We start from the raw sequence: 18782 nt of genomic DNA, 5'->3' as shown, positions 1-18782 counted from the left end.
AGCAAAGACGGGTCAGATGCCCGCGAAGTACTTCGAAACGGCCACGGTTCCGTCGAAGTAATTGGCGTGAGTGACCTTCACAGTGTCCAGCGAGTCCGAGCCAATAAGGACGATCTCGATGGAGTCGGCACCCTTTTCGCTCAGGTGCTCGCGCTCAAGGCGGGCGTACTCGGCCATCGCGGCCTTAGTATCTGTGCCGAATTCCCGCATGTCCTTGAGTTCGGCCCGGTCATGGTCGAACACCAGCAAGAAGTGCTTGAGCGTGGCACTCATCGGCGTTCTCCTCGCAGATATGGTTGGGCAGCTTCCCTCATTGTAGATACCCGGCGCAAGAGGTCATCATCAACGGTCCCACCGTGCTCTTCCACGGCCATCGCCTCAGACACCGTTTGAAACCACTCCCTGACTGGTAGAGGACCACCGCCGGTCTTGATGGCGAGCCCGTATCGAGCAGTGACGGATTCCACGGTAAATGCCCATTCATGCTGTACCTGGGTCCGGAGCTGCACCTCGATCCGCCTGCCGTGATACTTCACGATGACGTGCACCCCGCGATACCCGTCGGGTTTCGGCTTCTCTATGTAGTCCTGCACCTTGATGCCGCCGCTGGTAGGACGAGTCCGGTATCGGTCAAGCACCTCGTAAACCTGCGCCAGGTCGGCGAGCACCACTCGGCATCCCCCGATGTCATGCATTCGCCCGAGCTCCATCTTGGGCTCGCGGTGCAGCTTGCTGAGAATCGTTGGAATGCGTTTGAGACGCTGCGACACCCGACTGCCATCAGCACAGCCCGCTGTCTGCACCCGGGACTTCAGGCCCATGGTGGCGGTGGCCAGCGGCAGCGCGTGTGCAGCCCTCCATGCAACGAGGACGTCGATGGCGTGAACTGCGCGGTTCATTTCCTCGGATGTCAGCGCACCGCTCTTACCGATGAGTACGCGCAGGGCGTCACCTGCCTTATTGACCGCGCTGACGCTCGGCACATCGGCTGGCTGCATCGCCATGACCCTCCCGACGACAGTGAAGAGGTGAGCATATCGACCGGCTCAGACACATCCGCTTCGAAACGCGGCGGAGTTGTGTAGGTGGCGCTGGCAACACGGACCCCGTTGGCAACCTAATGGCAACTTGGGCGCTGTTCTCGTAGTCCACGCGGTCTGCGTTTACTGATTAAAAGCACTGTCTAGCAGGTACTTTCGACGGTGGGCGCGGACGGTTTCGAACCGCCGACCGCTGGTGTGTAAAACCAGAGCTCTACCACTGAGCTACGCGCCCGATCCCGGGCAGGTTACACGGATTCGCAGGTCAACTGGAAATCCGGTCAGGCCTTCGGAGACTCCAACGCCGCCAGCGCCGCCGTCCACACCGCCTGATCCCTGACCTCGCCCGGCTCTTTGCACTCGGCGAACTGGACGACGCCGGCGCGGTCGATGACGAACGTGCCGCGGTTGGGGAACCCCGAGGGCTCGTTGAACACCCCGTAGGCCTGGCTGACGGCGCCGTGCGGCCAGAAGTCCGACAGCACCGGGAACGAATACCCCCGATCGCGCGCCCACACCTTGTGGGTGGGCGACGGTCCCACCGAGACCGTCAGCGTCGCGGTCTCGTCGTTGACGAAATCGTCGATGTGGTCCCGGATTTCGTCGAGTTCACGTTCACAGATACCGGTGAAGGCGAGCGGGAAGAACACCAGCACGACGTTCTTCGCGCCGCGGAAATCGCCGAGCGTCACCCGCTGGTTGTTCTGATCCTTCAGCGTGAAGTCCGGCGCGGTGTCACCGACGGAGACCACTAACGCGACTGTCTGCTCTTCGCGCAAGCGCTCATCGGCGCCCGGCTGCCTTCGACTTCGGCTGCACCAGGCGGCTGGCGATCCAGTCCCCCAGGTTCGCCGACGACGTCTGCATCAGGCCGGCCGTCGGCGCGGATTCGGCGATCTCGGCAGGCTGGACGTGCCCGGGCTTGCCGGTCTTGGGAGTCACGACCCAGATGACACCGTCGTCGGCGAGCGGGGTGATGGCGTCCATCAACCTGTCGACGAGGTCTCCGTCGTCGTCCCGCCACCACAGCAGCACCACGTCCACGACGTCGTCGGCGTCCTCGTCGAGAAGCTCACCGCCGATCTCGTCCTCGATGTCGGCTCGGATGTCGTCGTCGGCGTCCTCGTCCCAGCCCAACTCCTGCACAACCTGATCTTTTTGGATGCCCAGCTTTCGGGCGTAGTTCGGGGGGTCACCCGCCGACACCACGGTCAGTCCTCCTTCAGCCGACACGGCGCATCTGCGCTCGCTACGTGTGTGAACAGCACTATCGTCGCATGCTTGTGGCACTCAGCACGCCATGTAGCCGCAGGTTTATCGGTATGCCGCATCGCACCGGTCCAACGCGGTGGTCTTGGCCTCGTTCAACACCTGGATCGCCGTGTTGAAATCGTCGACGCCGTAATTTCCCGCGATGGCCGTCGCGACGCCGCGCGCGGCGTCCACCCAGGCATTCAGCGCATCCCTCAACTCCGAGGTCAACGGGTCGGAAAGGCTTCCCGCGACCAGATCCGCGCTGTGGTTGAGCGCGTCGACGGCCGGGCCCGCGGTGCGCGCGACATCGGCCGGGCTGTCGTTCATCGCGTCGACGTACTTGTTCACCGACGCGACCGCCTCGGCGCTGCTCGAGCTCATCGCCTCACACGACGTCCGCACCGCCTCGGCGGTCAGCGACGCCTGCCGTTGTGATTCGCGAGCGCTGGAACTGGCGGCGGCCTCCTCGCGCGACGCCGTCACCGACGCCCGGTACAGGGGCGCTTCCCCCGCTGCCACCTCGGCGTCGCCGGCGGTGACGCTCGTGCAGCCCACGACGATCATCGCCATCGCTGCCGAAGCGCCGGTCACAAGGGCCGCGAGCCGCACCCCGCGGGCGGTCTCCCAGCCGTTGCGCACAGCCTGCAGAGGTTACCGGGCACCCGGGTGTTCCGAACGACGTTCCCGGGTTCTGCACAGTGCCCCACCCGCTGGTGCGAATGGGGCAGGATTAGACAAGGATGGAGGCGCGTGCACCGGTCGCTGGGTGACCAACCGAGCCGACGTGTCCGTGCATATTCACCGCCTGACAAGGAGCGGAAGTTGACCACCGAGTTCGTGCGCCAGGACCTGGCCCAAAACTCCAGCAGCACAGCCGAACACGATCGTGTTCGGGTCATCCGAGAAGGTGTCGCGTCGTATCTGCCTGACATCGACCCCGAGGAGACCGGCGAATGGCTTGAGTCGTTCGACGATCTGCTCGACCGGTCCGGCCCCGCGCGGGCCCGCTACCTGCTGCTGCGCCTGCTGGAGCGCGCCGGCGAGCAGCGCGTCGCGATCCCGGCGCTGACGTCGACCGACTACGTCAACACGATCCCGACCGAGCTGGAGCCCTGGTTCCCCGGCGACGAGGACGTCGAGCGCCGCTACCGCGCCTGGATCCGGTGGAACGCCGCGATCATGGTGCACCGGGCGCAGCGACCAGGTGTCGGTGTCGGTGGCCATATCTCGACGTACGCGTCCTCGGCCGCGCTCTACGAGGTCGGGTTCAACCACTTCTTCCGCGGCAAGTCCCATCCCAGCGGCGGGGACCAGATCTTCATCCAGGGCCACGCCTCCCCTGGCATCTACGCCCGTGCGTTCCTGGAGGGGCGGCTGTCCACCGATCAGCTCGACGGCTTCCGCCAGGAGCACAGCCACGCCGGCGGCGGGCTGCCGTCCTACCCACACCCCCGGTTGATGCCCGATTTCTGGGAGTTCCCGACGGTGTCGATGGGTCTCGGCCCGATGAACGCGATCTACCAGGCGCGGTTCAACCACTACCTGCACGACCGCGGTATCAAGGACACCTCCAAGCAGCACGTGTGGGCGTTCCTCGGCGACGGCGAGATGGACGAACCGGAGTCGCGCGGCCTGATCCAGGTGGCCGCCAACGAGGCGCTGGACAACCTGACGTTCGTCATCAACTGCAACCTGCAGCGCCTCGACGGGCCGGTGCGCGGCAACGGCAAGATCATCCAGGAGCTGGAGTCGTTCTTCCGCGGCGCGGGCTGGAACGTCATCAAGGTGGTGTGGGGCCGCGAGTGGGACGCGCTGTTGCACGCCGACCGCGACGGCGCGCTGGTCAACCTGATGAACACCACGCCTGATGGTGATTACCAGACCTACAAGGCCAACGACGGCAGCTACGTGCGGGACCACTTCTTCGGCCGCGATCCGCGCACCAAGGCGCTGGTCCAGAACATGACCGACGCCGAGATCTGGAACCTCAAGCGCGGCGGCCACGACTATCGCAAGGTGTATGCGGCCTACCACGCGGCGATGGAGCACAAGGGCCAGCCGACGGTGATCCTGGCAAAGACCATCAAGGGCTACACCCTCGGTAAGCACTTCGAGGGCCGCAACGCCACGCACCAGATGAAAAAGCTTGCGCTGCAAGATCTCAAGGATTTCCGCGATGTGCAGCGGATCCCGATCAGCGACAAGCAGATCGAGGAGAACCCGTACCTGCCGCCGTACTACCACCCCGGTCCGGAGGCCCCCGAGATCCGCTACATGCTCGACCGTCGGCGTGCCCTCGGCGGGTTCCTGCCAGAGCGGCGCACGAAGACCAAGGCGCTGACCCTGCCCGGCAGCGACACCTACAAGGCGCTCAAGAAGGGTTCCGGCAAACAGGAGGTCGCCACCACGATGGCGACCGTGCGCACCTTCAAGGAGCTGTTGCGGGACAAGAACATCGGCTCGCGCATCGTGCCGATCATCCCCGACGAGGCCCGCACGTTCGGGATGGACTCGTGGTTCCCGTCGCTGAAGATCTACAACCGCAACGGGCAGCTCTACACGTCGGTGGACGCGGAGCTGATGCTGGCCTACAAGGAGTCCGAGGTCGGCCAGATCCTGCACGAGGGCATCAACGAGGCCGGCTCGACGGCGTCGTTCACCGCGGTCGGCACGTCGTACGCCACGCACAACGAGCCGATGATCCCGATCTACATCTTCTATTCGATGTTCGGGTTCCAGCGCACCGGTGACGGCTTCTGGGCCGCGGCCGACCAGATGGCGCGCGGTTTCGTGCTGGGCGCAACCGCGGGCCGCACCACGCTGGTCGGCGAGGGTCTGCAGCACGCCGACGGTCATTCGCTGCTGCTGGCCGCCACCAATCCCGCCGTGGTGGCCTACGACCCGGCGTTCGCCTACGAGATCGCCTACATCATCGAGAGCGGCCTGGCCCGCATGTACGGCGAGAACCCCGAGAACGTCTACTTCTACATGACGATCTACAACGAGCCCTACGTGCAGCCGGCCGAGCCCGAGAACCTCGACGTCGAGGGTCTGCTGCGCGGCCTGTACCGCTACCGGGCCGCGCCGGAGCGCAAGTCCAACAGCGCGCAGATCCTGGTGTCCGGTGTCGCGATGCCGTCGGCGCTGCGGGCCGCCGAGATGCTCGCCGACGAATGGGACGTCGCCGCCGACGTCTGGTCGGTGACCAGCTGGGGCGAGCTCAACCGGGAGGGCGTGTCGATCGAGAAGGAGAAGCTGCGCCACCCGGACCGCCCGGCCGCGACGCCGTACGTGACGCAGGCGCTGGCCGACGCCGAGGGCCCGGTGGTCGCGGTGTCGGACTGGATGCGGGCGGTGCCCGAACAGATCCGGCCCTGGGTGCCGGGCACCTACGTCACGCTGGGCACCGACGGGTTCGGCTTCTCCGACACCCGCCCGGCCGCCCGCCGGTTCTACAACACCGACGCCGAGTCGATCGTCGTCGCGGTGCTGCAGGGGCTGGCCCGCGACGGCAACATCGACATCTCGGCGGCTGCGGAGGCGGCGCGCAAGTACGAGATCGACGATGTGATGGCGGCGCCGGAGCAGACGTCGGACCCCGGAGTCGCGTAGCGACGACATCAGGCCTGAGAGTGGCCTAGCTGGAGGTTCCGCACAAAAATAGGCGTAGATTTTAGGGATGACCGACAACAATCGGTTCGTCCCGCCGAGATCCACCGTCGAGGTGCTCGAAAGCGTCCCGGACGCGGCGCTGCGCCGGCTCAAGCAGTACTCGGGCCGGCTGGCGACCGAGGCCGTGCACGCGATGGAGGGGCGACTGCCGTTCTTCGCCGAGATGGACGCGTCTCAGCGCGCCAGCGTGCAACTGGTGGTGCAGACCGCGGTCGTGAACTTCGTCGAGTGGATGCGCGACCCGCAGAGCAACGTCAGCTACACCGCGCAGGCGTTCGAGGTGGTGCCCCAGGACCTACGCAGGCGCATCGCGCTGCGCCAGTCCGTCGAGATGGTCCGCGTCACGATGGAGTACTTCGAGGAGGTCGTGCCGCTGCTGGCCCGCACCGAGCAGCAGCTGACCGCGCTCACCGCGGGCATCCTGCGCTACAGCCGCGACCTGGCGTTCGCCGCGGCCAGCGCGTACGCCGACCAGGCCGAGGCGCGCGGCGCGTGGGACACAAGGATGGAGGCCAACCTCGTCGACGCCGTGGTGCGCGGCGACGTCGGGCCGGACCTGCAGTCCCAGGCCGCGGCCCTGAACTGGGATGCCACCGCCCCCGCCACCGTCATCGTCGGGACACCGCGGCCCGACCGGCTCGAGTTCGTCGGCGAGGACGTCCACGACGCCGCGGCCCGGCACGACCGCGGGGCGCTGTGCGATGTGCACGGCACCTGGCTGGTCACGATCGTCTCCGGTGGCCTGTCCCCGACCGAACGGTTCATGGCCGACCTGATGAAGGTGTTCGCCGACGGCGCGGTGGTGATCGGCCCGACCGCCCCCACGCTCGGCGCCGCGCACCGCAGCGCGACCGAGGCGCTGGCAGGGATGAACGCGGTTGCAGGCTGGGCCGGTGCGCCACGTCCGGTCTCGGCCCGCGAGCTACTTCCCGAACGCGCGCTGCTCGGCGATGCGACGGCCGGTGCGGCGCTGGAGACCGAGGTGATGCGGCCGCTGGCGGACGCCGGTCCGGCGCTGATGGAGACGTTGGACGCGTATCTGGACTCCGGCGGAGCGATCGAAGCTTGCGCCCGCAAATTGTTCGTTCATCCAAATACCGTCCGCTACCGACTCAAGCGGATCACCGATTTCACCGGCCGGGATCCGACGGTTCCCCGGGATGCCTACGTACTGCGGGTGGCCACCTCTCTGGGCAGGCTGTCGCGCCAGGCCACGCTCTCTACCCCACAAAGAGCCACATCCGGACGGGTCGACGCTGTCGCGTCGGTCACATCGGATGGACAGTCTTAGACATCAGATGTTGCGCCCAGGTCTCGTTGACGTCGCATCACATGCGGATTTGTTGACTACCTACAAAAACCTAAGACGAGGTTCATAATCTCTTACACCCCTCAAATCCAAGTTCACAATGTTTCCTTAAGAAGTGCCTCAGACGACTGTGCTCGCATTCCTTGCGCCCGGACAGGGCTCGCAGACTCCCGGCATGCTCGCCGAATGGCTCGAGCTTCCCGGGGCCGCGGAGCGCATCGCGTCGTGGTCCGAGATCAGCGGACTTGATCTGAGCCGGCTCGGCACCACCGCCACCGCCGAGGAGATCACCGACACCGCGGTGACCCAGCCGCTCGTCGTGGCCGCCACCCTGCTCGCCTACGAGGAACTGGCCAAGCGCGCCGACTTCGCCGGTGTGCAGATCGTGGCCGCGGGCCATTCCGTCGGTGAGATCGCGGCGTACGCGATCGCCGGCGTCATCTCCGCCGACGAGGCCGTCTCGCTGGCCGCGACGCGCGGCAAGGAGATGGCCAAGGCCTGCGCGCTGGAGCCGACCGGGATGTCGGCGCTGCTCGGCGGCGACGAGGCCGAGGTGCTGGCACGCCTGGAAGCGCTCGATCTGATCCCCGCCAACCGCAACGCCGCCGGCCAGATCGTCGCCGCCGGCGCGCTGGCCGCGCTGGAGAAGCTCGCCGAGGATCCGCCGGCACGCGCCCGGGTGCGCCCGCTGGCCACCGCAGGCGCGTTCCACACCCGCTACATGGAACCGGCCCTGGCCGAGTACACCCGGGTGGCCGACCGGATCACCCCGCAGGAGCCGAACGTCACGCTGCTGTCCAACGCGGACGGACGCCCGGTCGCCGGTGGCGCCGACGCGCTGTCCAAGCTGGTGGCCCAGATGACCCGCCCCGTGCGCTGGGACCTGTGCACCGCGTCCATGAAGGAACTGGCCGTCGCGGCGATCGTGGAGTTCCCGCCGGCCGGGACGCTGACCGGGATCGCCAAACGAGAACTTCGGGGGACGCCGACGCACGCCGTCAAGACCCCCGCTGATCTGGACGAGGTCGCCGGGCGGTTCTAGCCCGTCGCCGCCGTTCAGAACCTTTTTCACAGCTCGATCACATCCAGTTGAAGTAACAAGAAATAGATAGAAGGAGCCATCGTGGCCGCCAGCCAGGACGAAATCATCGCCGGTCTCGCCGAGATCATCGAAGAGGTCACCGGAATCGAGCCCTCCGAGGTCACCCCGGAGAAGAGCTTCGTCGACGACCTGGACATCGACTCGCTGTCGATGGTCGAGATCGCCGTGCAGACCGAGGACAAGTACGGCGTGAAGATCCCCGACGAGGACCTCGCCGGTCTGCGCACCGTCGGTGACGTCGTCGCCTACATCCAGAAGCTCGAGGAAGAGAACCCCGAGGCTGCTGCCGCCATCCGCGCTCAGATCCAGGGCGACAAGTGACCCGTCCTTCCACTGCTAACGGCGGTTTTCCCAACGTCGTGGTGACCGCCATAGAGGCCACCACGGCCCTCGCGGCGGACATCGAGAGCACGTGGAAGGGTCTGCTGGCCGGCGAGAGCGGTATCCGGATCCTCGAAGACGATTTCGTCGAGAAGTGGGACCTGCCGGTGCGAATCGGCGGCCACCTGGTCGACAACATCGACAGCCACATGACACGCATCGAGATGCGCCGCATGTCCTACGTGCAGCGCATGTCGAAGCTGTTGTCGCGGCGGCTCTGGGAGAACGCGGGTACCCCCGAGGTCGACCCGGACCGCTTCTCGGTGGTCATCGGCACCGGTCTGGGCGGCGGCGAGAAGATCGTCGAGACCTATGACGCGATGAACGAGGGCGGACCCCGCAAGGTGTCCCCGCTCGCGGTGCAGATGATCATGCCCAACGGTGCGGCGGCGGTCGCCGGGCTCGAGCTGGGCGCCCGCGCCGGGGTCATCACCCCGGTCTCGGCGTGCTCGTCGGGTTCGGAGGCCATCGCCCACGCATGGCGCCAGATCGTCATGGGTGACGCGGACTTCGCCGTCTGCGGTGGTGTCGAGGGCGGCATCGAGGCGCTGCCCATCGCGGCGTTCTCGATGATGCGGGCCATGTCGACGCGCAACGACGACCCCGCCGGGGCGTCGCGGCCGTTCGACAAGGACCGTGACGGCTTCGTGTTCGGCGAGGCCGGCGCGCTGATGATCATCGAGACCGAGGAGCACGCCCTGGCCCGCGGCGCCAAGCCGCTGGCCCGGCTGCTGGGTGCCGGCGTCACGTCGGATGCGTTCCACATGGTCGCTCCGGCGGCGGACGGTCTCCGGGCCGGTCACGCGATGAAGCGGGCGATGGAGACGGCGGGCCTGTCCCCCAAGGACATCACCCACGTCAACGCGCACGCCACGGCCACCCCGATCGGTGACACCGCGGAGGCCAACGCCATCCGTGTCGCCGGTGTGGAGCACGCCGCGGTGTACGCGCCGAAGTCGGCACTGGGCCACTCGATCGGCGCCGTCGGCGCCCTGGAGTCCCTGCTGACCATCCTCGCGCTGCGTGACGGTGTCATTCCGCCGACGCTGAACTACGAGACGCCCGACCCCGAGATCGATCTCGATGTCGTTGCGGGTGAGCCTCGGTACGGCGACTACCAGTACGCGATCAACAATTCCTTCGGGTTCGGCGGCCACAATGTGGCCCTGGCGTTTGGTCGCTACTAAACAGCGGAAAGGGCGCGCGTTTCGAGTATGAGTTCGCCGACGACGGGTAACGGACTGCCGGACGTCGTGGTCACCGGTATCGCGATGACCACGAGTCTGGCGACGGATGCCGAAACCACCTGGAAGTCCGTACTGGACGGCCAGAGCGGCATCCGCAGGCTCGACGACCCGTTCGTCGAGCAGTTCGACCTTCCTGTGCGGATCGGCGGGCACCTGCTCGAAGAGTTCGGTTCTCAACTCAACAAGGTCGAGAACCGGCGCATGTCCTACATCCAGAAGATGGCCACGGTGCTGGGCCGGCGTGTCTGGGAGAACGCCGGCGCACCCGAGGTCGACACCGAACGGCTCCTGGTGTCGATCGGGACCGGGCTCGGCGGCGCCGAGGCCCTGGTCTTCGCCTACGACGGACTGCGGGAGAAGGGCCTTCGCGCCGTGTCCCCGCTGTCGGTGCAGATGTACATGCCCAACGGCCCGTCTGCGGTGGTCGGGTTGGAGCGCGGCGCCAAAGCCGGTGTGGTGACTCCGGTTTCGGCGTGCGCGTCGGGTTCCGAGGGCATCGCCCAGGCCTGGCGCAACATCGTGCTCGGCGAAGCCGACATCGCGATCTGCGGCGGCGTGGAGCAGCGCATCGAGGCGGTGCCCATCGCCGCGTTCGCACAGATGCGCATCGTGATGTCGACCAACAACGACGACCCGGCCGGTGCCTGCCGCCCGTTCGACAGGGACCGCGACGGGTTCGTCTTCGGCGAGGCAGGCGCGCTTCTGGTCATCGAGACCGAGGCGCACGCGAAAGCCCGCGGCGCCACACCGCTGGCCCGCCTGATGGGGGCCGGCATCACCTCCGACGGCTTCCACATGGTGGCCCCGGACCCCGAAGGTGAGCGGGCCGCCTACGCGATGACGCGGGCCATGCAACTCGCAGGCCTGTCCCCCAACGACATCGACCACGTCAACGCACACGCGACAGGCACCACCGTCGGCGACGTGGCCGAAGGCAGAGCGATCAACAAAGCGCTGGGCGGTCACCGCCCCGCGGTCTATGCACCCAAGTCGGCGTTGGGTCACTCGGTCGGCGCCGTCGGCGCCGTCGAGTCGATCCTCACGGTGCAGGCGTTGCGGGACGGAGTCATTCCGCCGACGCTGAACTTGAAGAACCTGGATCCCGAGATCGACCTCGACGTCGTCGCAGGCAGCCCTCGGACCGGAAACTACGAGTACGCCATCAACAATTCGTTCGGATTCGGCGGGCACAATGTCGCACTCGCCTTCGGCAAGTACTGAAGCAGAGCAGGAGACACCATGACGACCATCGAGAACCGGCCCGCGCCCGGTGCGGCGAACGAATCCCTCGACCCCCGCGATCCCCTGCTGCGTCTGGCGACGTTCTTCGACGACGGCAGCGTCGAGTTGCTGCACGAGCGCGACAAGTCCGGCGTGCTCGCCGCGGCGGGCACCGTCAACGGCGTGCGCACCATCGCCTTCTGCACCGACGGCACCGTGATGGGTGGCGCGATGGGCGTCGACGGCTGCAAGCACATCGTCGACGCCTACGACGTCGCGATCGAGGAGCAGAGCCCGATCGTCGGTATCTGGCATTCCGGTGGCGCGCGACTGGCCGAGGGCGTCAAGGCGCTGCACGCGGTCGGTCTGGTCTTCGAGGCCATGATCCGCGCGTCCGGCTACATTCCGCAGATCTCGGTGGTCGTCGGATTCGCCGCCGGCGGTGCCGCATACGGCCCGGCGCTGACCGACGTCATCGTGATGGCCCCCGACAGCAAGGTCTTCGTGACCGGCCCCGACGTCGTGCGCAGCGTCACCGGCGAGGACGTCGACATGGTGTCACTCGGCGGCCCTGAGGCCCATCACAAGAAGTCCGGTGTGTGCCACATCGTCGCCGACGACGAACTCGACGCCTACGAGCGCGGCCGCCGCTTGGTCGGATTGTTCTGCCAGCAGGGCCATTTCGACCGCTCCAAGGCCGAGGCCGGCGACACCGACCTCAAGGCGCTGCTGCCCGAGTCGGCCCGGCGCGCCTACGACGTGCACCCGCTGGTCGAGGCGCTCCTTGACGAAGGCGTGCCGTTCGAGGAGTTCCAGTCCCGCTGGGCGCCGTCGATCGTCGTGGGCCTGGGCCGGCTGGCCGGCCGCACGGTCGGTGTCATCGCGAACAACCCGCTGCGCCTCGGCGGCTGCCTGAACTCCGAAAGCGCCGAGAAGTCAGCACGTTTCGTCCGGCTGTGCGATGCGTTCGGCATCCCGCTGGTCGTCATCGTCGACGTTCCGGGCTACCTGCCCGGTGTGGACCAGGAGTGGGGCGGCGTGGTGCGCCGCGGCGCGAAGCTGCTGCACGCGTTCGGTGAGTCGTCGGTTCCGCGCGTCACGCTGGTCACCCGCAAGATCTACGGTGGCGCCTACATCGCGATGAACTCGCGGTCGCTGAACGCCACCAAGGTGTTCGCGTGGCCGGACGCCGAGGTCGCCGTGATGGGCGCCAAGGCCGCCGTCGGCATCCTGCACAAGAAGAAGCTGGCGGCCGTCGAGGACGCGGCCGAGCGTGACGCGCTGCACGAGGAGCTCGCGATCGAGCACGAGCGGATCGCCGGCGGTGTGGACTCGGCGATCGAGATCGGCGTCGTCGACGAGAAGATCGACCCGGCGCACACCCGCTCCAAGGTGACCCAGGCACTGGCCGAGGCACCGATGCGCCGCGGCCGGCACAAGAACATCCCGCTGTAAACCTCAGTTCGCCTGCGCCAGGATCTCCGCCGCGACGGCCTCCGCCGCGGCGCGGTCCTCGGCGACCAGGCCGATCCGGGTGCGCCGGTCCAGGATGTCGTCGACGGTCAGCGCACCCTCGTGGGTCACGGCGTACTCGAATTCCGCTCGGATGACGTCGATTCCGTCGGCAACCGGATCGGTCGAGCGGTCGCAGGACGCCCGTGCGATGACGTTCGGCGCCTCAGCGCCGAACCGGGCCACCAGCGAGCCGGGCAGCTCGACCGGGGACCGCAGCGTCGCCACCGGGTTCGACGGCGCACCGACCAGCGGCAGGTTGCGCGTACGGCACACCCCCGCGGTCAGCCCGCGTGATTGCACCGCACGATTCACGACGTCCTCGGCCATATAGCGGTATTCGGTGAGCTTGCCGCCGATCACGCTGATCACCCCGGACGGCGATTCGGTGACCGCGTGCTCGCGGGACACGTCGGCGGTGCGGCCGGTGCCGGTGTCGATCAGCGGCCTCAGCCCCGCATAAGAGCCCCTGATGTCCTCGGGGCGAAGCGCGGTGTCCAGCGCGGTGTTCACGGTGTCGAGCAGGAAGGTGACCTCGGCGGGCGTCGGCTCGGGGACGTCGGGGATCGGCCCCGGCGCGTCCTCGTCGGTCAGGCCCAGATACACCCGGCCGAGCTGTTCGGGCATCGCGAACACGAACCGGTTGATCTCACCCGGGATCGGAACCGTCAGCGCCGCAATCGGATTCCCGAACGCCGCGGCGTCGAACACCAGGTGGGTGCCGCGGCTGGGCCGCAGCTTCAGCGACGCGTCGAGGTCGCCCGCCCAAACCCCGGTCGCGTTGACGACGGCGCGCGCGCTCACCTCCAGCGATTCACCGGTCAGCGTGTCAGTCAGGGTGACCGAGGTGCTCGACGCCGCCGACGCCGCGACCCGGGTCAGCACCCGCGCGCCGTACTGGGCGGCGGTGCGCGCGACCGCGGTCACGAGGCGGGCGTCGTCGACCAGCTGGCCGTCGTAGGCCAGGAACGCGCCGTCGAGTCCGGCCCGGCGCACGGTGGGCGCCAGCGTGATCGCCCGCTGCGCGTCGACGCGGCGCGACCGCGGCAGCACGGAGGCCGGGGTGCCCGCGAGCTTGCGCAGCCCGTCACCGGCGGCGAAGCCGAACCGCACCAACGCACGGGACGGGGTGTTCATCGACGGCAACAGCGGCACCAGCTGCGGCATCGCGTGCACCAGGTGAGGTGCGTTGCGGGTCATCAGGATTCCGCGCTCGGCCGCGCTGCGCCTGGCGATGCCCACGTTCCCGGTGGCCAGATAGCGCAGCCCGCCGTGCACCAGCTTGGAACTCCACCGGCTGGTCCCGAACGCCAGGTCGTGCTTGTCGACCAGAACGACCGACAGCCCGCGGGTGACCGCGTCCAGCGCGATGCCCGCACCGGTGATGCCACCGCCGATCACCACCAGGTCGACCGGCGCACCGTCACCGAGCGCGGCGAGCTCGGCCGCCCGCCGCTGGGCGTTCAAAGCCGTTGAGCCCGTCATGGTTTCAGGTATCCGTTCAGTGCGAGGGCCAGTTCGTCGTTCAGTGCGTCGCGGTCGAGGATCTTCTCCACCATCTGCGCCGACTGGATCGTCGACTGGGCGATCAACAGGCACATCGCGCCCATCTGGTACGGGTCGCCGGCGCGCACGCTGCCGTGCTCCTGCCCCGCCGTGATCGCTTCGGCCAGCGTATCGACGAGCAGTTTCTGGCTGGTGCCGAGGCGTTCGGTGATGTACACCATCGCCAGCGTCGGGGCGTTGAAGATCACCGACATCACGACCTCGTCGCCGCGAAGGCGCTCGGCGATCCTGACCACCCGGTTGACCAGGTCCTCGCGACCCGCCCCGGCCGCCGGGACCGACTGGAGCACCCCGGCGATCCGCACGGTCAGCAGCTCGGCGATCACCCAGCGGATGTCGGGCCAGCGGCGGTAGATGGTCGGCCGGCTCACCCGGGCCCGGCGCGCGATCTCGGTGACCGTCGTCCGTTCGATGCCGTAGGCCACGATGCACGCCGCGGCGGCGTCGAGTATCCGCTGCTCGACGCTCGAATCAGATTTACTGATTGACATCATCTGTAATACTGTAACGCATGATGCAATGGAACGCCTGGGGCGACCCAGCAGCCGCCAAGCCGCTGTCCCCCGGTATTCGGTCACTGCTGCACCAGGCGCTCGGGATCGACACCGACGCCGTCGAGGCCCCCATGCTCGAACAGGTCAAGCTACGTCCGTCGGCCTTGTCGGCGGCCGACCGCGACGGGTTGACCGCGATCGTCGGCGCGGAGCACGTCACCGTCGACGACCACGCCCGGCTGCTGCGGGCAGGCGGCAAATCCACACTGGACCTGTTGCGGCGCAGGGACTTCGGCATCCAGGACGCGCCCGACGCGGTGCTGGTTCCGGGCAGCGAGGACGAGATCGCCGCGGTGCTCCGGTTCTGCGCCGACCACAGCATCGCGGTCGTCCCGTTCGGCGGCGGCACCAGTGTGGTCGGCGGCCTGGACCCGACGCGCGGTGACTTCAAGGCCGTCGTCTCGCTGGACCTGCGCAGACTCGACGCACTGCATTCCCTCGACGAGGTGTCCTGGGAGGCGGAACTGGGTGCCGGCCTGACCGGGCCCGAGGCCGAACGCCTGCTCGGCGAACGCGGCTTCTCGCTGGGCCACTTCCCGCAGAGTTTCCTGTTCGCGACGATCGGGGGCTTCGCCGCCACCCGCTCGTCCGGTCAGGACTCCGCGGGTTACGGCCGGTTCAACGACATGGTCCGCGGACTGCGGGCCGTCACCCCGGCCGGTGTCCTCGACCTGGGTCGGGCCCCGGAGTCGGCGGCCGGACCGGATCTGCGGCAGTTGCTGATCGGCTCGGAGGGCACGCTGGGCATCATCACCCGCGTTCGCGTGCGCGTGCACCCCGTACCGGAGGCGACCCGCTACGAGGCGTGGTCGTTCCCGGACTTCGCCACCGGAGCGCACGCGCTGCGGGCGGTGGTGCAGACCGGCACCGGGCCCACCGTGATCCGGCTGTCCGACGAGGCCGAGACCGGGGTCAACCTGGCGACCACCGAGAGCATCGGCGAGCAGCAGATCACCGGCGGATGCCTGGCGATCACCGTGTTCGAGGGCACCGACGCGCACGTCGCGAGCCGGCATGCCGAGACCCGGGACCTGCTGCTGGCCAAGGGCGCAACGTCACTGGGCGAAGAGCCCGCCCGCGCCTGGGAGCACGGCCGGTTCAACGCGCCCTATCTTCGCGACTCGCTGCTGTCGGCGGGCGCGCTGTGCGAGACGCTGGAGACGGCGACCAACTGGTCGAACGTGCCGGCGCTCAAATCCGCTGTCACCGAGGCCCTCACCCGCTCGCTCGCCGATTCCGGGACACCGGCGCTGGTGCTGTGCCACATTTCGCATGTGTACCCGACCGGCGCCTCGCTGTACTTCACCGTGGTGGCCGCCCAGCGCGGCAACCCGATCGAGCAGTGGCGCGCGGCCAAGGCCGCGGCCTCGGACGCCATGGTGCGTACCGGCGCGACGATCACCCATCACCACGCCGTCGGCGCCGACCACCGGCCGTGGATGCGCGCCGAGGTCGGCGACCTCGGCGTCGCCGTGCTGCGGGCGGTCAAGTCCGCACTCGATCCGACCGGAATCCTGAACCCGGGCAAGCTGATTCCGTGAACCGCGTCACCGTGCTGACCAATCCGGCCTCCGGGCACGGCAGCGCACCGCACGCCGCCGAGCGTGCGATCACGCAGCTGCACCGGCGGGGCGTGGACGTCGTCGCGATCGCGGGCAGAGACTCCGCCCACGCCCGCACCCTGGTCGAGGGCGCACTGGACCGCGGGATGGATGCGCTCGTCGTCGTCGGCGGCGACGGCATCATCTCGCTGGCGCTTCAGGTGCTCGCGCAAACGGGCGTCCCGCTCGGCATCATCCCGGCCGGCACCGGCAACGACCACGCCCGCGAGTTCGGCGTCCCGACCCGCGACCCCGAGGCCGCCGCCGACGTGATCGTGGACGGGATCGCCGACCGGGTGGACCTGGGCCGAATCGCGGGCGCGGACGGCACCGACCGCTGGTTCGGCACGGTGATGGCCGCCGGGTTCGACTCCCTGGTGACCGATCGGACCAACCGGATGCGCTGGCCGCACGGCCGGATGCGCTACAACCTCGCGATGATCGCCGAGATCTCGCAGCTGCGGCTGCTGCCGTTCCGGTTGTCCTTCGATGACGACGGCGAGTACGACACGTTGCTGACGCTCGCGGCGTTCGGCAACACCCGCAGCTACGGCGGCGGCATGAAGATCTGCCCCGGCGCCGATCCGCGCGACGGGATGCTCGACGCGACGATGGTCGCGTCGGCGTCCCGGACGCGGCTGATCCGGCTGTTCCCGACGGTGTTCAAGGGCACGCACGTCGATCTCGACGAGGTGAGCACCCGACGTGCGCGCACCGTCACGGTCGAGTGCCCCGAGAATCCGGAGATCACCGCCTACGCCGACGGCGAGTATGTGTGCCCGCTGCCGGTGCGGGTGTCGGCGGTGCCGGACGCACTGACGGTGCTGCGCCCGGCCGGATCGCCGGCCTAGCCGACTCCCCTGCTCAGCCAGCTGACCTCGGCACCCTCGCCGCCGTCGCGGTAGGCCTCGAGCTGTTCGTCCCAGGCGGTGCCGAGCACCGCGTCCAGTTCGGCGGCCAGCATGTCGGCGCCCGATTCCATCAGGGCGCGCAACCGCATCTCACCGACCATCACGTCGCCGTTGGCGCTCATCGCACCGCTCCACAGACCGAGCTGCGGGGTGTGGCACCAGCGGTGCCCGTCCACGCCGTGGCTGGGGTCTTCGGTCACCTCGAAGCGCAGCACCGACCAGGACCGCAGCGCGTTTGCCAGCTGGGCGCCGGTCCCGACCGGGCCGACCCAGTTCGTGACGGCGCGCAGCTGTCCGGGCATGGCCGGCTGCGGGGTCCACTTCAGATTCGCCCTCGCATTGAGGGTCGACGACAACGCCCACTCGACATGCGGGCACACCGCCGCGGGCGACGCGTGGATGTAGACCACGCCCGTCGTCGCGTCGGCGAATTGGTTCGCTGCACGCATCTCCTGCTCCTTCGGTTCCACGAGGGACGTCTTCCCCAACGACCTGGTGGTTTCCGAGCAGCACGGGTAGGTGCGCGTTACATTCGATGAAGTTGTGACTTGCGGGTCCATTGTGCCTCGTGAGGCGCATGTTGCGCTAGTCCGCCCCCCACTCTCTTAGGACTTCATCAGACAGTGCGGGCATCACCGAATGCGCCCACTCGCCGAATTTGCGGTCGGTCAGCACGACCAGCGCCAGTGAGACGACCGGATCGACCCACAGAAACGTCCCGGACTGGCCGAAATGACCGAAGGTGCGCGGTGAGTTCTGCGCGCCCGTCCAGTGCGGAGACTTGTTGCCGCGGATCTCGAAACCCAGACCCCAGTCGTTGGGGCGTTGCACCCCGAAGCCCGGCAGCACCCCGTCCAGACCCGGGAACTGGACGCTCGTCGCTTCGCTGTGCATCTGCTCGGACACCGTCACGGGAGCGAGCAGGTCGGCGGCGAATGCGACGAGGTCGGTCACCGTGGACGTCGCGCCGTAGCCGGCGGCCTCGGCTCCGCCGTCGAAATGCGTGGCCGTCATTCCCAGCGGGGTGAACACCGCCTCGGCGAGGTAGCCCGGGAACGGGATCTCGGTGGCGGCCTCGATCGACTCGGCCAGCACGGTGAACCCGTGGTTGGAGTAGATCCGGCGGGTGCCGGGCGCGGCGAGCACCTTCGACGACGTCATCTCGTAGCCGGCGGTGTGTGCCAGCAGGTGGCGCACCGTCGCCCCCGGCGGCCCGGCCTCGGTGTCGAGTTCGACCGCCCCCTCCTCGACGGCGACCTGGGCGGCGCGGGCGACGAGCGGTTTGGTCACCGACGCCAGCGCGAACCGGTGGTCGACATCGCCGTGCTGGTCCAGCACGCCCGAGGCCCCGACCACCGCGGCGGCGACAGTGGGGACCGGCCAGTCATCGAGGATGTCGAGTGCGCTCATCG

18 protein-coding genes and 1 tRNA gene are annotated in these 18782 nt (G+C 68.3%); 9 read left to right on the top strand and 10 right to left on the bottom strand.

From position 1 onward, the window contains the following. Nucleotides 1-12: 12 nt before the first annotated feature. From NTM_RS17400 to NTM_RS17375, 6 genes are all read right to left on the bottom strand, one after another. Entirely contained in the window at nucleotides 13-273 is a 261-nt protein-coding gene (locus tag NTM_RS17400; protein WP_163766972.1) for a hypothetical protein, read from the bottom strand. Continuing rightward, nucleotides 270-1004, bottom strand: coding sequence for a RelA/SpoT domain-containing protein (locus tag NTM_RS17395; RefSeq protein ID WP_163766971.1), 735 nt, complete (start codon nucleotides 1002-1004; stop codon nucleotides 270-272). Before NTM_RS17395 ends, NTM_RS17400 begins: the two co-directional genes overlap by 4 nt. A 199-nt stretch (nucleotides 1005-1203) precedes the next feature. Beyond that, nucleotides 1204-1275 (bottom strand) — tRNA-Val (locus tag NTM_RS17390). A gap of 46 nt (nucleotides 1276-1321) precedes the next feature. Next, entirely contained in the window at nucleotides 1322-1792 is a 471-nt protein-coding gene (locus NTM_RS17385; protein ID WP_163766970.1) for a peroxiredoxin, read from the bottom strand. Nucleotides 1793-1823: 31 nt separating this feature from the next. Further along, nucleotides 1824-2249: a DUF3052 domain-containing protein gene (locus NTM_RS17380; protein WP_083146619.1), complete on the bottom strand. Its 426-nt coding sequence runs from the start codon at nucleotides 2247-2249 to the stop codon at nucleotides 1824-1826. A gap of 105 nt (nucleotides 2250-2354) precedes the next feature. Beyond that, nucleotides 2355-2933 (bottom strand): Rv2240c family protein, encoded by a 579-nt coding sequence (locus tag NTM_RS17375; RefSeq protein WP_104865331.1) that lies wholly within the window; start codon nucleotides 2931-2933, stop codon nucleotides 2355-2357. A gap of 183 nt (nucleotides 2934-3116) precedes the next feature. On the opposite strand from NTM_RS17375, the gene aceE reads away from it, so the two are divergent. The 7 genes from aceE (at nucleotide 3117) to NTM_RS17340 (ending at nucleotide 12681) form a co-directional block, all read left to right on the top strand. After that, on the top strand, nucleotides 3117-5906 hold the full coding sequence (gene aceE, locus NTM_RS17370; protein WP_104865332.1) for a pyruvate dehydrogenase (acetyl-transferring), homodimeric type: 2790 nt from the start codon (nucleotides 3117-3119) through the stop codon (nucleotides 5904-5906). A 67-nt stretch (nucleotides 5907-5973) separates the two neighbouring features. Further along, complete coding sequence (locus NTM_RS17365) at nucleotides 5974-7257, top strand: PucR family transcriptional regulator (protein ID WP_163766969.1); 1284 nt, start codon at nucleotides 5974-5976, stop codon at nucleotides 7255-7257. 148 nt (nucleotides 7258-7405) lie between these two features. After that, nucleotides 7406-8317: an ACP S-malonyltransferase gene (locus NTM_RS17360; RefSeq protein ID WP_163769528.1), complete on the top strand. Its 912-nt coding sequence runs from the start codon at nucleotides 7406-7408 to the stop codon at nucleotides 8315-8317. An 81-nt stretch (nucleotides 8318-8398) separates the two neighbouring features. Next, complete coding sequence (acpM, locus tag NTM_RS17355) at nucleotides 8399-8698, top strand: meromycolate extension acyl carrier protein AcpM (protein WP_083146624.1); 300 nt, start codon at nucleotides 8399-8401, stop codon at nucleotides 8696-8698. Next, entirely contained in the window at nucleotides 8695-9945 is a 1251-nt protein-coding gene (kasA, locus tag NTM_RS17350; RefSeq protein ID WP_104865335.1) for a 3-oxoacyl-ACP synthase KasA, read from the top strand. Before acpM ends, kasA begins: the two co-directional genes overlap by 4 nt. A gap of 27 nt (nucleotides 9946-9972) precedes the next feature. Next, on the top strand, nucleotides 9973-11226 hold the full coding sequence (gene kasB, locus NTM_RS17345; protein ID WP_104865336.1) for a 3-oxoacyl-ACP synthase KasB: 1254 nt from the start codon (nucleotides 9973-9975) through the stop codon (nucleotides 11224-11226). 18 nt (nucleotides 11227-11244) lie between these two features. Beyond that, nucleotides 11245-12681: an acyl-CoA carboxylase subunit beta gene (locus NTM_RS17340; protein WP_104865337.1), complete on the top strand. Its 1437-nt coding sequence runs from the start codon at nucleotides 11245-11247 to the stop codon at nucleotides 12679-12681. 3 nt (nucleotides 12682-12684) lie between these two features. Here the strand turns inward: NTM_RS17340 and NTM_RS17335 are convergent, their stop codons facing one another. Both NTM_RS17335 and NTM_RS17330 read right to left on the bottom strand, forming a co-directional pair. Next, nucleotides 12685-14223 (bottom strand): glycerol-3-phosphate dehydrogenase/oxidase, encoded by a 1539-nt coding sequence (locus NTM_RS17335; protein ID WP_104865338.1) that lies wholly within the window; start codon nucleotides 14221-14223, stop codon nucleotides 12685-12687. Beyond that, nucleotides 14220-14798: a TetR/AcrR family transcriptional regulator gene (locus tag NTM_RS17330; protein WP_104865339.1), complete on the bottom strand. Its 579-nt coding sequence runs from the start codon at nucleotides 14796-14798 to the stop codon at nucleotides 14220-14222. Before NTM_RS17330 ends, NTM_RS17335 begins: the two co-directional genes overlap by 4 nt. Nucleotides 14799-14818: 20 nt before the next feature. Between NTM_RS17330 and NTM_RS17325 the strand changes: the two genes are divergently transcribed. Both NTM_RS17325 and NTM_RS17320 read left to right on the top strand, forming a co-directional pair. Beyond that, entirely contained in the window at nucleotides 14819-16399 is a 1581-nt protein-coding gene (locus NTM_RS17325; RefSeq protein WP_170312019.1) for an FAD-binding oxidoreductase, read from the top strand. Then, a complete protein-coding gene (locus NTM_RS17320; protein WP_163766967.1) occupies nucleotides 16396-17310 on the top strand; it encodes a diacylglycerol kinase in 915 nt (304 codons plus the stop codon). The genes NTM_RS17325 and NTM_RS17320 overlap by 4 nt, the downstream gene beginning before the upstream one ends. Here the strand turns inward: NTM_RS17320 and NTM_RS17315 are convergent. Further along, nucleotides 17307-17819 (bottom strand): DUF3145 domain-containing protein, encoded by a 513-nt coding sequence (locus tag NTM_RS17315; RefSeq protein ID WP_104865355.1) that lies wholly within the window; start codon nucleotides 17817-17819, stop codon nucleotides 17307-17309. The genes NTM_RS17320 and NTM_RS17315 overlap by 4 nt on opposite strands. 136 nt (nucleotides 17820-17955) lie before the next feature. Further along, nucleotides 17956-18780, bottom strand: a complete 825-nt coding sequence (locus NTM_RS17310) for a serine hydrolase domain-containing protein (protein ID WP_163766966.1) — start codon at nucleotides 18778-18780, stop codon at nucleotides 17956-17958. Nucleotides 18781-18782: the final 2 nt, after the last annotated feature.

This window comes from Mycolicibacterium parafortuitum (assembly GCF_010725485.1).
Classification (GTDB): domain Bacteria; phylum Actinomycetota; class Actinomycetes; order Mycobacteriales; family Mycobacteriaceae; genus Mycobacterium.
This window is presented reverse-complemented; position numbering and strand designations above follow the sequence as displayed.